This window comes from Streptomyces cavernae (assembly GCF_004023625.1).
Lineage (GTDB): Bacteria > Actinomycetota > Actinomycetes > Streptomycetales > Streptomycetaceae > Streptomyces > Streptomyces cavernae.
This window is the reverse complement of record NZ_RPDJ01000027.1, coordinates 98,699-114,496: the sequence shown is the minus strand read 5'-3', so window position 1 is coordinate 114,496 and position 15,798 is coordinate 98,699. Positions and strand designations below refer to the sequence as shown.

Below are 15,798 nucleotides of genomic sequence, written 5' to 3'. Positions count from 1 at the left end.
TCCCGGTCACTGCACGTGAGCGCGCGATACGGTATCCGTGGTCACTATGGACCCTCACCCGTTCGCCACGGCCCCCGCGGACAGCCCACCGCTCGAGTCACTGCCTGTGGAACCGTTGCTGACGGCGGAGTTCGACACCGACCCCGGCGGGGTCTACGAACGGCTCCGGCGCCGGTACGGCCCGGTGGCACCGGTGGGCCTGTTCGGGGTGCCGGCGTGGCTCGTCCTGGACTACCGCGAAGTCCTGGAGGTGCTGCGCAACGAAAGCGTGTGGCGCCGGGACGTGAAGCACTGGAGGGCGCGGGCGGAGGGCCGGCTGCCGCCGGACTGGCCCCTGCTGGCCGGGTACGAGGTCCGGCAGATGATGTTCTTCGACGACGACGAACACCGGCACGCCCGGCAGACGTACCACACCGCCGTCCGCCCCTTCCAGGACGGCAGCACCCGGCAGGGGTACGAGCTGCGGTCGGCCGTCGCCCGGTACACCGACGAACTGGTGGGGATGCTGGCGGCGGAGTCCGGACAGGCCGGGTTCGCGGACCTCGCCGCCCAGTACACCCGCCCGCTGCTGCTGATGATCACCACCCGGCTCTTCGGCTGCCCCGTCGAGCTGGGCGACGAACTCGTCATGGACCTCTGGCGGATGCTCGACGGCGGCGCCGACGCCGGGCCCGCCACCGGGCGGGCACTGGCGGCCATGACCCGGCTCGCCGCGCACCGGCGGGCACTGCCCGGTGACGACGTCACCTCCTACATGCTGCTCGCCGACCCCACCCTCTCCGACGAACAGCTCGGCCGGGAGCTGTTCATGAACGCCGTCTACCTCAACGACATCACCGGCAACATGGTGTGCAACACCCTGGTGGAGGTGCTGCGCGGCAACGCGACCGTGCGGCGGAGCCTGTCGGCCGGGATGATCGGCGAGACGGTCAACCGCGCGGCGCTCGCCAATCCGCCGGTGGCCAATCTGTGCTTCCGGTTCGCGGCGCGGGACGTGCGGCTGGGCCGCTTCTGGATCAGGGCCGGCGACATCGTCTCCCCGTCGGCCGCGGCCGCGCACCGCGATCTCCTGGCGATCGACTCCCACATCGTCGACTCCACGGTCAGTACGCGGGCGCACCTCGGATGGGGGGCGGGGCCGCACCAGTGCCCCGCCGCGGCCCGCGAACTGTCGAACATGATCGTGTCCACCGCGGTGGGGCGCGTCTTCGACCACTTCACCAGGGTCGAACTGACCTTGCCGCACGACCAGTTGCCCTGGCGGTCGGGCCCGGTCGTGCGCGGGCTCCGCCTGCTTCCGGTCCGCTACGAGCTCGGCGACAGCCACCCCGTGCACATCCCCGAGGCCCCGGCTTCGGGGCTGCTGTCCCACGCCCCGGCGCATGCGGCGCCGGGGCGGCCCGGTGGGTTACTGGGGGCTTTGCGCAGGTTCATGTTCGGGACGCGGAAGCCGCACCATCCGTAGCGGCGGCCCAGGGGGGCGTTCGACTTCGAGCGCCCCCTGGGCCGGGCGGAGCGCCCCCTGGGCCGGGCGGAGCGCCCCCTGGGCCGGGCGGAGCGCCCCCTGGGCCGGGCGGAGCGCCCCCTACGCCGGGCGGAGCGCCCCCTACGCCGGGCGGAGCCAGACCGTGGCGAGAGGAGGCAGCGTCAGCTGGATGCTCGCCGGGCGGCCGTGCCACGGGTGTGGTTCCGGTTTCACCGCGTCGGGGTTCAGGACGTCACTCCCGCCGTACCGTCCGGCATCCGTGTTCAGCACCTCGTGCCACGCCGGCACCTCCTCCGGCACCCCCAGCCGATAGCCGTGCCGCACCACCGGCGAGAAGTTGCTGACCGCCAGCAACGGCGAACCCTCCGCGTCGAACCGCAGGAACGCGAAGACGTTGTCCTCGGCCGCGTCCCCCGCGATCCAGCCGAACCCGGCGGGGTCGGTGTCCCGCTCCCACAGGGCCGCCTCCCGCCTGTACACCGCGTTGAGGTCGCGCACGAGATCCCGTACACCCCGGTGATCGGCCTCCGCCCCGTACGCCGGGTCGAGCAGCCACCAGTCCGGGCCGTGCGCCTCGGACCACTCCGCGCCCTGCGCGAACTCCTGGCCCATGAAGAGCAGTTGCTTCCCGGGGTGGGCCCACATGAAGCCCAGGTACGCCCGGAGGTTGGCCCGCTGCTGCCACCAGTCGCCCGGCATCTTCGACACCAGCGACCGCTTGCCGTGCACCACTTCGTCGTGCGAGATCGGCAGGACGTAGTTCTCGCTGTACGCGTACACCATCGAGAAGGTCATCTCGTTGTGGTGGTACTTGCGGTGCACCGGCTCGTGCGAGACGTAGTCCAGCGAGTCGTGCATCCAGCCCATGTTCCACTTCAGCCCGAACCCGAGCCCGCCGAAGCCACCGGGGCCCACATGGTGGGTGGCACGGGTGACGCCGTCCCAGGCCGTCGACTCCTCCGCGACCGTCACCACACCCGGCTCCCGCCGGTACACCGTGGCGTTCATCTCCTGGAGGAAGGCCACCGCGTCCAGGTTCTCCCGGCCGCCGTACTCGTTGGGGACCCACTGCCCGGGCTCGCGCGAGTAGTCGAGGTAGAGCATCGAGGCGACGGCGTCCACGCGCAGGCCGTCGATGTGGAACTCCTCGCACCAGTACACGGCGTTGGCGACGAGGAAGTTGCGCACCTCACGGCGGCCGTAGTCGAACTCGAGGGTGCCCCAGTCGGGGTGGGCGGCCCGCAGCGGGTCCTCGTGCTCGTACAGCGGACGGCCGTCGAACTCGGCGAGTGCCCAGTCGTCGCGCGGGAAGTGCGCCGGGACCCAGTCCATGATGACGCCGATGCCGGCGCGGTGCAGTGCGTCGACGAGGTGCTTGAAGTCGTCGGGGGTGCCGAGGCGGGCCGTGGGCGCGTAGAAGCCGGTGACCTGATAACCCCAGGAGCCACCGAAGGGGTGCTCGGCGACCGGCATCAGCTCGACGTGCGTGAAACCGAGGTCCTTCACGTACTCCGGGAGCTGCTCGGCGAGTTGACGGTATGTCAGACCAGGTCGCCATGACGCGAGATGGATCTCGTAGACGGAGAAGGGCGCCTCGTGCGCGGGGCGGTCCGCGCGCCGGGCCATCCAGTCCTCGTCCTGCCACTCGTAGCGCGACCGGTGCACGATGGAGGCGGTCTCGGGCGGGGCCTGGGTCCGCCGCGCCATCGGGTCGGCCCGCACGGTCCTGCTGCCGTCCGGCCGGGTGATCTCGAACTTGTACAGCTCGCCCTCGCCGATCGCGGGCACGAACAGCTCCCACACACCACCCGACCCCAGCGAACGCATCGGGTGACCGGTGCCGTCCCAGAAGTTGAAGGTCCCGGTGAGCCGCACCCCGCGCGCGTTCGGCGCCCACACGGTGAACCGGGTGCCCTCCACCCCCTGGTGGACCATCGGCTCGGCGCCGAGCGCCTTCCACAGCTGCTCGTGCCGCCCCTCGCCGAAGAGGTGCAGATCGAACTCGCCGACGGCGGGCAGGAAGCGGTACGCGTCCTCGGTCTCGAGCGTGGTTCCCTCGTACGAGACGACCAGCCGGTAGGCCGGGACCTCCCGCAGCGGCAGCACCCCGGAGAAGAAACCGTCGCCGTCGTCGTGCAGCTCGGCCCGCAGCTCGCCCACGACGACGGCCACGGCGAGCGCGTACGGCCGCAGCACCCGGAAGGCCACCCCGCCGGGCACGGGATGGGCCCCGAGCACGCCGTGCGGATCATGATGGGTGCCGCCGAGCAGCCGGTCCCGGTCGTCCCCGGGCACGGGCCCGAAGGCGGGGTCGGGCGCGGCGGCGGGCTCCGCCCCGAGCGGGGTGTCGGCGGGCTCCGGCGGCCCGGACGGGTAGGCGACGGGCTCCGGCCCGACGGCACCCGACTCCGGCTCCGGTACGACGCCGGCCGCCACCGCGGCCTGCACCTCGGGCCCGGCCGTCAGATCATCCGAACCGGCCACCCCGGCGAAGGGCTCCGCCCCGGAAACCACTCCCGGCCGGGGCTCCGCCCCGGAAACCACTCCCGGCCGGGGCTCCGCCCCGGAAACCACTCCCGGCCGGGGCTCCGCCCCGGAAACCGCTCCCGGCCGGGGCTCCGCCCCGGAAACCGCTCCCGGCCGGGGCTCCGCCCCGGAAACCGCGTCGGTCGCGCCGGTCGCGCCCGAGAGGTCGGGCGCCTCCTCCGCGCCCAGGCCCGCGCCCGCCTCCGGTCCTGCCCCTGCCCCTGCCCCTGCCGGGGCCGTGCCGCCCTGGGGCGCGGCGGCGCCACTGCCCGGCGATGCCGGGTCGGGTTCCGCGCCTGCTCCTGCTCCTGCCGGGGCCGTGCCGCCCCGAGGCGCGGCGGCCCCACTGCCCCGCGATGCCGCTCTGGGTCCGCCGGACGCGGCGGGAAGCGGCGTGCCCGAACGGCCGACCGGCCCCGCCTTCCGCGGCGGGACTTCAGGGGCCGGCCGGGACGCGGACGGCTGGAAGTCGGCTGCCGAGGACGCGGCCATAGCGGACGCGACCGCGGCGGCCCCCGGCTCCGTCTCGACCGCGGCGGCCGTCGGCTCCGGCGCGGGCGCCCCGGCCTCCGGCTCGGCAGCCCCGGGGGCCGGTTGCCCGGACGTGTTGCCGATGGCCCGGGGCTCCGGCGTGGCAGCCTTGGGCTCGCGCTTCGCGGCGGACTCCGGCTCGGCGGTCCCACGGGCCGGGGCCGAAGTCTCCGGCTGGGCGGCGGCGGCCCCCGGCTCCGGCTTGGCCGCACCGGACCTCGGTTCCGGCTCGGCGGCAGCCTTGGGCACCGGTCCCGGGGCCTTCTTCGCGGTCTTGGACCCCGGTTTGCCGGGTGACTTCCCCGCCGTCTTCTTTTTCGCAGCCTTCTTCGGGTCCTTGGGGGGCGGGGTCACGAGCGGGGCCTCCTCGGCGGATGGGACGGATCAGGTGGCGTCGGCGTCGGCGTCGGCCAGGCGGTGCACCGCCGACAGCGGGACCGGCAGCCAGTCGGGGCGGTGGCGGGCCTCGTAGACGACCTCGTACACCGCCTTGTCGGTCTCGTAGGCCCGCAGCAGCACGGGCTCGGTACGCGGGTCCCGGCCGGTCGCGTCGGCGTACCCGGTGCAGTATGCGGCCCGGCACGCGGCGGCCCAGTCGGGGGAGTAGGGCGCATGGGAGTGCGCAGCGTAGTCGAAGGAGCGCAGCATCCCGGCGACGTCCCGCACCGCCGGCTGCGGCAGCCGGCGCTCGGCCAGCGGCTTGGACGGCTCACCCTCGAAATCTATGATCGACCATTCCCCGGCGGCGGAGCGCAGGCACTGGCCCAGGTGCAGATCGCCGTGGACGCGCTGCGCCGTCCAGTGGTGGCCCTCGGAGGCCAGGTCGGCCAGTGCCTGGTAGGCCGTGCGCAGGCCTCCTTCGTAGGGGTGCAGGGCGGGCACCGCCTGGACGGCCGCCTCCAGGCGCTCGGTCATCCCCTCGACCAGCAGTTCCATCTGCTGCCGCCCCAGCGTCACCGTCGGCAGTGCCCGTGCCAGCGCCGCGTGCACCTCGCCGGTCGCCCGGCCGAGAGCCCGTGCCTCCGCGGTGAAGTCCTCGCCCTTGGCCAGCTCGCGCAGCGCCAGCTCCCAGCCGTCCGTGGCGCCTTGCAGATAGGGCTGCAGCACGCCGAGGACATAGGTCTCGTCGGCGACCTCCGTGGTCATCCAGCCCACCGGCGCCGGCACCCGCGGGCAGCCCTCGTGGGCGAGCGCCAGCGGCAGCTCCAGATCGGGGTTGATACCGGGGACCAGTCGCCGCAGCAGCTTGAGGATGAACGTATCTCCGTAGACGAGTGAGGAATTCGACTGTTCGGCGGTCATCCGCCGTGGCACCAGGTCGGTGCGTATCCGCCGGCCGGGGTCGCCGTCGAAGCGCAGCGAGCCCACCCGGGCCCGGGTGCGCAGCGCGTCGAGCAGCAGATCGGCGGGCCGGGTGTCGTAGAGCGCCTCGTAGATCGTCCGTCCGGCCAGCGGGCCCTCCGCGACGTGACCGATCAGCGCGGGAGCCAGATGCGGCGGCAGCGCCTCCCGCACGCCGAGGAGCAACTGGTAGCAGTCACCGGGGTTGCCCGGCTGGTGTGCACGCAGCAGCAGGTGCAGCAGACCCACCGGACCCTTCGCCGGCAGGAGCTCGGCGGACGACAGCAGGGTGAAGCCGGTGATCGGCCGGCCCTTGCCGGCGAACCAGCGCTGCCGTGGCAGCCACTCGCGCAGCAGTGGATCGAGGGACGCAAGGAGGCCGGTGCTGGTGGTGGCGGGACGGGTGACGGCTTCCGACATGGTCGCGTCCTTTCCCCGGGAGGCGGGGTGCTACTGATGCGTGCCCAGGTCGGGGCGGCGGAAACCGCCCCGCCGGGTGCGGGCGCTGGTGCGCCCAGGCTCCTACGCGTCGTCCTTTCGCAGCCTGAACCAGTAAAAGCCATGCCCCGCGAGTGTCAGCAAGTAGGGGAGTTCCCCGATGGCGGGAAACCTCACCCCTCCGATCAGTTCGACGGGGTGCCTGCCGCTGAACGCCTGCAGGTCCAGTTCGGTCGGCTGTGCGAACCGTGAGAAGTTGTGCACGCACAGCACGAGGTCGTCCCCGTTCTCCTCGGTCGAGGGGGCCTCGCGCAGGAAGGCGAGGACCGCCGGGTTGCTCGACGGTAGCTCGGTGTACGAGCCGAGGCCGAACGCCGGGTTCTGCTTGCGGATCTCGATCATCCGCCGTGTCCAGTGCAGCAGCGAGGACGGCGACGACATGGACGCCTCGACGTTGGTGACCTGGTAGCCGTAGACGGGATCCATGATCGTCGGCAGGAAGAGCCGCCCGGGGTCGGAGGACGAGAAGCCCGCGTTGCGGTCCGGTGTCCACTGCATCGGGGTCCGTACGGCGTCCCGGTCGCCGAGCCAGATGTTGTCGCCCATGCCGATCTCGTCCCCGTAGTAGAGGATCGGCGAGCCGGGCAGCGACAGCAGCAGGGCCGTGAACAGCTCGATCTGGTTGCGGTCGTTGTCGAGCAGCGGGGCGAGCCTGCGCCGGATGCCGATGTTGGCGCGCATCCGCGGGTCCTTGGCGTACTCCGCGTACATGTAGTCGCGCTCTTCGTCGGTGACCATCTCGAGGGTCAGCTCGTCGTGGTTGCGCAGGAAGATCCCCCACTGGCAGCCCGCCGGGATGGCCGGCGTCTTCTGCAGGATCTCCGACACCGGGTAGCGGGACTCGCGCCGCACGGCCATGAAGATGCGCGGCATCACAGGGAAGTGGAACGCCATGTGGCACTCGTCGCCGCCGGTGGCGTAGTCACCGAAGTAGTCGACCACGTCCTCCGGCCACTGGTTCGCCTCGGCGAGCAGCACGGTGTCCGGGTAGTGCTCGTCGATCTCCTTGCGCACCCGCTTCAGGAACTGGTGCGTGGCGGGCAGGTTCTCGCAGTTGGTGCCCTCCTCGGCGTACAGGTAGGGCACCGCGTCCAGCCGGAAGCCGTCGATGCCGAGGTCCAGCCAGAACCTCAGCGCGGCGAGGATCTCCTCCTGCACGGCCGGGTTCTCGTAGTTGAGGTCCGGCTGGTGCGAGAAGAAGCGGTGGAAGAAGTACTGCTTGCGGACCGGGTCGAAGGTCCAGTTGGACGCCTCGGTGTCGACGAAGATGATCCGGGCGTCCTCGTACTGCTTGTCGTCGTCGGCCCACATGTAGTAGTCGCCGTAGGGGCCTTCGGGGTCGTTCCTGGACTCCTGGAACCACGGGTGCTGGTCGCTGGTGTGGTTCATCACGAAGTCGATGATCACGCGCATGCCGCGCTGGTGGGCGGCGTCCACGAACTCCACGAAGTCGGCCAGGTCGCCGAACTCGGGCAGCACGGCGGTGTAGTCGGAGACGTCGTAACCGCCGTCGCGCAGGGGGGACTTGAAGAACGGCGGCAGCCACAGGCAGTCCACGCCCAGCCACTGCAGATAGTCGAGCTTGGCCGTCAGGCCCTTGAGGTCGCCGACCCCGTCGCCGTTGCTGTCCTGGAAGGAGCGGACGAGGACCTCGTAGAAGACGGCCCGTTTGAACCAGTCTGGATCCCGGTCCTTTTGAGGCGTGTCCTCGAAGGTGTCCGGGACGGGCTCATTGACGATCATTGTGTGGGTGACCCTCCGATCTGCGGTGAGGACGGTCGCAGGACGGTGAGGATGTGCGCGGGACGACTGCCCGGTTCCAGGCGCACATAGTTGGCCCTGCCCCAGTGGTAGGTCTCGCCGGTGAGCTCGTCGCGTACTGCCACGGACTCATGCCAGTCCAGACCGAGTTGTGGCATGTCCAACGAGACCGTCGCCTCCTGGGTGTGGTGAGGGTCGAGGTTGGCGACCACCAGAACCGTGTTCGAGCCACTGCGTTTCGAATACGCGATCACCGAATCCTGGTCGGCATGGTGGAAATGCAGGTCGCGCAGTTGCCGCAACGCCGGACTGCTGCGCCTGATCTCGTTCAGCCTGCCGATCAGGGGTGCGATGCTCCGTCCTTCGCGCTCCGCCGACTCCCAGTCGCGCGGACGCAGTTGGTATTTCTCCGAATCCAGATACTCCTCGCTCCCGGCCCGCAGCGGGACGTTTTCGCAGAGTTCGTAACCGCTGTAGACGCCCCACGTCGGCACCATCGTGGCCGCCAGCACGGCCCTGACCTCGAAGGCCGGACGCCCTCCGTGCTGCAGGAAATCATGCAGGATGTCCGGGGTGTTGACGAAGAAATTGGGCCGCATGTACGTCGCGGCCTCGCCCGACAGTTCGGTGAGATAGTCGGTGAGTTCCTGCTTGGAGTTACGCCAGGTGAAGTAGGTGTACGACTGCTGGAAGCCGATGGCGCCCAGCGTGTGCATCATCGCGGGCCGGGTGAACGCCTCCGCCAGGAAGATCACATCGGGGTCGGTGCGGTTGATGTCCGCGATGACCATCTCCCAGAACACCACCGGCTTGGTGTGCGGGTTGTCCACCCGGAAGATCCGTACGCCGTGGCTCATCCAGTGCCGCAGGACGCGCAGGGTCTCGGCCACCAGCCCCGGCATGTCCCGGTCGAAGGCGATCGGGTAGATGTCCTGGTACTTCTTCGGCGGGTTCTCGGCGTACGCGATCGTGCCGTCCGGACGGTGGTGGAACCACTCCGGGTGCTCCTTCACCCAGGGGTGGTCGGGGGAGCACTGGAGCGCGAAGTCGAGCGCGATCTCCAGGCCCAGCTCCCTCGCCCGGCCGACGAAGTGGTCGAAGTCCTCGATGGTGCCGAGATCCGGGTGGATCGCGTCGTGGCCGCCCTCCGGCGAACCGATCGCCCAGGGCACGCCCACGTCGTCCGGTTCCGGGGAGAGCGTGTTGTTGCGGCCCTTGCGGAAGGTTCTGCCGATCGGGTGGATCGGCGGCAGGTACACCACGTCGAAGCCCATCCCCGCGATGGCGGGAAGCCGTTCGGCTGCCGTGCGGAAGGTGCCGTGCGGCTGCTCCGCGGTGCCCTCGGAGCGCGGGAAGAACTCGTACCAGGAGCCGTACAGGGCCCGCTCGCGCTCCACGAGCAGTTCGAGCTCCTCGGAGGCGGTGACCAGGTCGCGCAGGGGATGCCGGGCGAGGACCGCGTCGACGTCCGGGGTCAGGGCCGCGGCCAGCCGGGACGCGGCCGGACGCGCGGTGTCCCGCAGCGCTTCGACGGCGGCGAGGACCGGCTCGCTCTCCTCCTTGGGGATGTCGGTGGCCGCCCGCTCGTAGAGCCGGGCGCCCTCCTCCAGCACCAGCTCGGTGTCCATCCCCGCCGGGATCTTGATCCGGGCGTGGTGGCGCCAGGTACTGACCGGGTCGCTCCAGGCCTCGACGCGGTACGTCCAGCGGCCCTCCCGGTCGGCGGCGACCGTGGCGCCCCAGCGGTCGGTGCCGGGGGCCAGCTCCCGCATCGGGGTCCACGGTCCGCTCCGGCCGGACGGGTCCGTCAGGAACACGTTGGCGGCGACCGCGTCATGGCCCTCGCGGAACACGGTGGCCGAGATCTGGAACTCCTCGCCCACGACGGATTTGGCCGGACGCCGGCCGTTCAGCACGCGGGGGTGTACGTCCAGGACCGGGATACGGCCGACCGAGGTGGCGGGACCGGTGGGGTCCGGGCCGCTCGTGGGCGGCGTCTGCTGCGGGGTCCGTGCGCTGCCGGACGACGGGCTTGGTGTGCCCGAGGTGCTCGATGTGGCTGAGGTCGATGTGCCGGATGTGCTCGGCGATGTGCTGGACGCGCTCGGTGCACTCGACGCGCTCGGACCTGCGCCCTCCCCGCGTATGGGAGGTGCGGCGGACCGCGATGTCGGGGGTGGTGACGAGTGGTGCCTGGCGGGCATGACCGCTCCTGTCCGCGTCAACGTCTGGTGGGCGGAATGGGGTGTGGGGAGGTGGTCCTGCGGGGGTGTACCGGTGGAGCCTTCCACCCTATTCAGGTGGGCAATCCGGCGCCTTGTTAACTACCCGGGCGTGTGTCGGCACACAAGACCGGCCTCGCCTGGTGGGACGGGACTGGTCTGAGCGTGATGGTACGACTACGGGCGGTGTGCAGGGGAGGGCAGGGGCGAAGGGGGGCGAAAACGCACCCCCCGGGTCCCCGGCTGGCCCAGCTCGTGCCCCCGCCCCGCCTCGGCCCGTCGCTAGGGCCCTGTCTGGAGGAGTCTGTTCGGCGAGCCGGACCCCGCGGAGCGCACCTTGCCGGTGGCCGCCCGCGTCACCAGCGCCTTGCTCACCTGCGCGGGCGAGGCCGTGGGATGACCGGCCAGATACAGTGCCGCCGCCCCCGCGACGTGCGGCGATGCCATCGACGTACCGGACTGGACGACCCGGTCGGTGTTGCTCCGGTGGAAGGCCGAGGTGATGCCGACGCCCGGCGCGAAGAGATCGACGCCGGTGCCGTAGTTCGAGAAAGCGGCCCGGGTATCCGTGCGGTCCGTCGCACCGACGGTGATGGCCTCCTTCACCCGGGCGGGTGAGTACCGGGCGGCCGGCCGCCCGTAGTTCCCGGCGGCCAGCGTGTACGTCACACCGGAGGCGACGGACGCGCGCACGGCCGCGTCGAGCTGGGCGTTCGGGTATCCGCCCAGACTCAGATTGGCGACCGCGGGCTTGCGCGCGTGCTGGGTCACCCAGTCGATGCCCGCGATGACCCGCGAGGTGGTGCCGGCGCCGGCGTCGTCCAGCACCCTCACGGCGACGACCTTGGCCTTCTTCGCGACACCGAAGCCGGCGCCCGCGACGGTGCCCGCCACATGGGTGCCGTGGCCGTTGCCGTCCTGGGCCACGGCGTCACCGTCGACGAAGTCCCAGCCGGAGCTCGACCGCCCGCCGAAGTCCTTGTGCGTGGTGCGGATGCCTGTGTCGATCACGTACACCGTCACGCCCCGTCCGCCCGTCTCCGGCCAGGCGTAGCGCTTGTCCAGAGGCAGGTTGCGCTGGTCGACGCGGTCCAGGCCCCAGGACGGCGGGTTCCTCTGCACGGTCCGGGCCCCTTGGGTCACCCTGGTGTCCTGGACGACCGACGCCACCCGCGGGTCGGCGGCGAGGCGCCGGGCCTGCCGCTCGCCGGCCTTGATCGAGAAGCCGTTGAGCGCCGTTCCGTAAATGTGGCTGATTTTCGCCCCGTAGCGGGTGGCGAGCTCCTCGCTCACCGCCGACCGGGCCTTCCCGTCCCCTCCCGGCTTGCCCTTCCGCTCGCCGTTCAGCTCCTCCTTCAGCGTCACGATGTAGCTTCCGCCCACCGCTCCGGGTGCTCCGGCACCGATGACCAGCCCCTCCGGGGCGGCCTGCGCGGGCAGTGTGACGGCCGCGAGCACCGCGGCCGTGGTTACGGTGAGAAGACCGACGGCTAAGCGCGTCTGCGGCGCTCTGTCCGTGGACGTCCCCCTCCGAGTCCTCACGTGAGTCCCCTCCTCGACTCGGCGTGCGCCGACCGGTCGGTGCCCCCTGCACCCCGGCGGCCCAGATGTGCATTTGGGCAGCTTCTCGTGCGGTGTGAACCGCCACAAGGACGCCCGACGGTACGGAATCGGCCATACCGGACGTGGTGTTTCCGTGCCATGGGGGTGGGAACCCCGCGAGCACCACGGCACCACGGCACCACGGCGAGTACGGCACCACAGCGCTCACGGCGACCACGGGGATTACTGCATGCAACCACGGCGCCTCCTGCGGCCGAGGCCATCGCGGCCGTTCGCGGCGATCGGGGCCATCGCGGCCATCGCGGCGAGCGGGCCATCAGGGCGATCACGGCGCACGAAGGCCGACGGATGCGCCGTCCCGCGAGACGCGCGACCATGGGGAGTACACGGCCGCACAGCGCGCGGCGCGCGGCGTGCGGCACGACCCGTGCGACGCTCCGTGATGCGTGTGCGGCGGCCTCCGCGGGACGCGGTGCGACCACCGTACGGCGACCTGTCGGGGGATGCCGTGGTTGCGGGGGCGGCTGCGCCGCTACCGTCTTGGGTGACGACGAGGCGCACACCGATGTGCGCCTCACCACGTACGTCCTTGTAGAGGTGGAACGCGTGAAGGCCATCCGTCGATTCACCGTCCGTCCCGTCCTCCCCGAAGCCCTCGCCCCGCTGAGCGATCTCGCGCGCAATCTGCGCTGGTCCTGGCATGTCGAGACGCGTGACCTGTTCCAGTCCGTGGACCCCGAGCGCTGGGCCGGGTCGGGGTGCGACCCGGTACGGCTCCTCGGCAGCGTGCCGCCGGCGCGGCTGGCCGAACTGGCGGAGGACCCTGACTTCCTGCGCCGCCTCGCCGATGTCACCGACGATCTGCGCGAATACGCCACCGGCGACCGCTGGTACCAGTCCCAGCCCGGCGAACTCCCCGCCGCCATCGCCTACTTCTCACCGGAGTTCGGCATAACGGCGGCCCTGCCCCAGTACTCCGGCGGCCTCGGCATCCTGGCCGGCGACCATCTGAAGTCCGCCAGCGACCTGGGTGTCCCCCTGATCGGCGTGGGCCTGCTGTACCGGCACGGCTACTTCCGCCAGTCGCTGTCCCGCGACGGATGGCAGCAGGAGCACTATCCGGTACTGGACCCCCACGAACTGCCCGTGACACCACTCAGCGAGCCCGACGGCACACCCGCCCAGGTCTCCCTCGCCCTGCCCGGCGGCAAGCGGCTGCACGCCCGGATCTGGCTGGCCCAGGTCGGTCGGGTCCCGCTGCTGATGCTCGACTCCGACGTCGAGGAGAACGACCCCGGCGAGCGCCAGGTCACCGACCGGCTCTACGGCGGCGGCAGCGAACACCGGCTGCTGCAGGAGATGCTGCTGGGCATCGGGGGCGTGCGGGCGGTCCGCGCGTACTGCCGGCTGACCGGCCACCCGGCCCCCGAGGTCTTCCACACCAACGAGGGTCACGCGGGCTTCCTGGGCCTGGAACGGATCGCCGAGCTGGTGTCGGCCGAGGGACTGGACTTCGACGCCGCGCTGGAGGCGGTGCGCGCCGGCACGGTCTTCACCACCCACACCCCGGTCCCGGCCGGCATCGACCGCTTCGGCCGCGACCTGGTGGCCGGCCACTTCGGCCCCGGCGCAGAACTCCCGGGCATCGACGTCGAGCGGATCCTGCGGCTGGGCGAGGAGACCTACCCCGGCGGTGACCCGCACGTGTTCAACATGGCGGTGATGGGCCTCCGGCTCGGTCAGCGCGCCAACGGCGTGTCGCTGCTGCACGGACAGGTCAGCCGGGAGATGTTCGCGGGCCTGTGGCCGGGCTTCGACCCGGAGGAGGTGCCGATCACCTCCGTGACCAACGGGGTGCACGCGCCGACCTGGGTGGCGCCGGAGGTCTTCGCGCTGGGCGCCCGGGAGATAGGCGCGCAGCGTACCGAGGACGCGCTGACGGTCGGCGGTTCCGGCGGCTCGGACCGCTGGGACGCCGTCGCGGACATCCCCGACCAGGACATCTGGGAGCTGCGGCGGGTACTGCGCGAGCAACTGGTGGGGGAGGTGCGGCAGCGGCTGTACGCGTCCTGGCGGCAGCGCGGCGCGGGCGAAGCGGAGTTGGGCTGGATCGACGACGTACTCGACCCGGACGTGCTGACGATCGGCTTCGCCCGCCGGGTCCCCTCGTACAAGCGCCTGACGCTGATGCTGCGGGACCGGGAACGTCTGACGAACCTCCTGCTGCACCCCGAACGCCCCATCCAGCTCGTGGTGGCGGGCAAGGCGCACCCCGCGGACGACGGCGGCAAACGCCTGATCCAGGAGCTCGTCCGGTTCGCGGACGATCCCCGGGTGCGGCACCGGATCGTCTTCCTCCCGGACTACGGCATGGCGATGGCGACGAAGCTCTACCCGGGGTGCGACATCTGGCTGAACAACCCGCTGCGCCCCCTGGAGGCCTGTGGCACGTCCGGCATGAAGGCGGCGCTCAACGGCTGCCTCAACCTCTCGGTGCTCGACGGCTGGTGGGACGAGTGGTACCAGCCGGACTTCGGCTGGGCCATCCCCACGGCGGACGGCGGGGAGATGGACCCGGACCGCCGTGACGAACTGGAGGCGGCGGCGCTGTACGACCTCCTCGAACAACGCGTGACCCCGCGCTTCTACGAGCGCGGCTCCGGCGGACTGCCCGACCGCTGGATAGAGATGGTCCGGCAGACCCTGACCCACCTGGGCCCGAAGGTCCTCGCGGGCCGTATGGTCCGCGACTACGTGGAACGCCTGTACACCCCCGCGGCCCACGCGCACCGCGAACTGCTCCCGGACTCCGCCCGCGAACTGGCGGTCTGGAAGTCGAGGGTGCGCGAGGCGTGGCCGCAGGTGACGGTGGACCACGTGGAGGTGTCGACGACCTCGGCCACCGCCGAACTCGGCACGACGCTCGCCCTCCGCGTCCGTGTCGGCCTCGGTGCCCTGGCCCCCGACGACGTCGAGGTCCAGGCGGTCGCGGGCCGCGTCGACTCGGAGGACGGCATCACCGACGCCACGACGGTCCCCCTCAAACCGACGGCCGGCCCCGACGACGACGGCCGCTGGCTCTACGAGGGCCCCCTCTCCCTGGACCGCACGGGCCCCTTCGGCTACACGGTCCGCATCCTCCCGACCCACCGCCTGCTCGCCACGGCCGCGGAACTCGGCCTGATGACGGTGCCTTCGGAGGAGTCGGCGGAAGGGGCGGGGGTTTTGATGCGCTGAGCCCGGCTGGACGGCGTCTGCACGCCCGGATGCCCCAGAGACCTAGAAACCTTCTGGGCATCCGGGCAGCCCGTCACCGGCCCCGCGTCTACGGCTCCGCGAGGCCGGGCCCGTCGTCCGTGGGATCGGCAGGGATGCTGAACTCGGACGTCCAGATCGAAGTCGAAGGGCGCGGGTACATACAGGACGCGGCCGAAGGGGATGTTCGTCCGAGACCTGTACCCCTTCGGTGACGGGTCCCAAAAGGCGCTGATTTCCTGGACCTTCATGTCGAGCAGGAGATGGACGGGCACGACTCGACCGTATGTGTCGAGCTTGTCCAGCCAGTCGACGTCCTTGGCCGAATCCGACGTGAGTTCGGCGACGAGGGAGAGCGCCGTACCGTCGGCGTGTCGGCCTTCGGCGTCGAAGGCGGCTTCATCGGCGAACGTGCAGGTCGGGGCCGAAGCCACGCTCGGAGCCGGGGGGTGAAGACGTGGGCGGCCAAGGGCAACGCCATCAACTCCGTGGGCCTGCGCGCCTCCGACGAGTCCGACCGTACGGCTGGAAGCGGTTCAACTCGGGCAACGCAGCCTCCAACGCGCCGTCGGGTTAACGGGCGCAAGCGCACCTGGGGTGGTTACTATGCCGCAT

General features: G+C 71.4%; 7 protein-coding genes. 2 read left to right on the top strand and 5 right to left on the bottom strand.

Going from position 1 to position 15,798, the window contains the following annotated elements; translation table 11 throughout:
- Positions 1-46 precede the first annotated feature (46 nt).
- Positions 47-1,465 carry a cytochrome P450 family protein gene (locus EF387_RS32065; RefSeq protein WP_128380156.1) on the top strand — a complete coding sequence of 473 codons (1,419 nt, stop codon included), beginning with the start codon at positions 47-49 and terminating at the stop codon, positions 1,463-1,465.
- Between the two features lie 141 nt (positions 1,466-1,606).
- Here the strand turns inward: EF387_RS32065 and glgB are convergent, their stop codons facing one another.
- The 5 genes from glgB to EF387_RS32035 all read right to left on the bottom strand — a co-directional run bounded on the left by glgB (position 1,607) and on the right by EF387_RS32035 (position 11,823).
- Positions 1,607-4,897, bottom strand: a complete 3,291-nt coding sequence (gene glgB, locus EF387_RS32055) for a 1,4-alpha-glucan branching enzyme (protein WP_202918430.1) — start codon at positions 4,895-4,897, stop codon at positions 1,607-1,609.
- A gap of 30 nt (positions 4,898-4,927) precedes the next feature.
- Positions 4,928-6,304, bottom strand: a complete 1,377-nt coding sequence (locus tag EF387_RS32050; protein WP_128380154.1) for a maltokinase N-terminal cap-like domain-containing protein — start codon at positions 6,302-6,304, stop codon at positions 4,928-4,930.
- 102 nt (positions 6,305-6,406) lie between these two features.
- Positions 6,407-8,125, bottom strand: a complete 1,719-nt coding sequence (gene treS, locus EF387_RS32045) for a maltose alpha-D-glucosyltransferase (RefSeq protein ID WP_128380153.1) — start codon at positions 8,123-8,125, stop codon at positions 6,407-6,409.
- Positions 8,122-10,347 (bottom strand): alpha-1,4-glucan--maltose-1-phosphate maltosyltransferase, encoded by a 2,226-nt coding sequence (locus EF387_RS32040; RefSeq protein WP_128380152.1) that lies wholly within the window; start codon positions 10,345-10,347, stop codon positions 8,122-8,124. Before EF387_RS32040 ends, treS begins: the two co-directional genes overlap by 4 nt.
- Before the next feature lie 300 nt (positions 10,348-10,647).
- Positions 10,648-11,823, bottom strand: a complete 1,176-nt coding sequence (locus EF387_RS32035) for a S8 family peptidase (RefSeq protein WP_238431823.1) — start codon at positions 11,821-11,823, stop codon at positions 10,648-10,650.
- A gap of 711 nt (positions 11,824-12,534) precedes the next feature.
- Here EF387_RS32035 and EF387_RS32030 point away from each other — a divergent pair.
- Positions 12,535-15,165: a glycosyltransferase family 1 protein gene (locus EF387_RS32030; protein WP_128380246.1), complete on the top strand. Its 2,631-nt coding sequence runs from the start codon at positions 12,535-12,537 to the stop codon at positions 15,163-15,165.
- Positions 15,166-15,798: the final 633 nt, after the last annotated feature.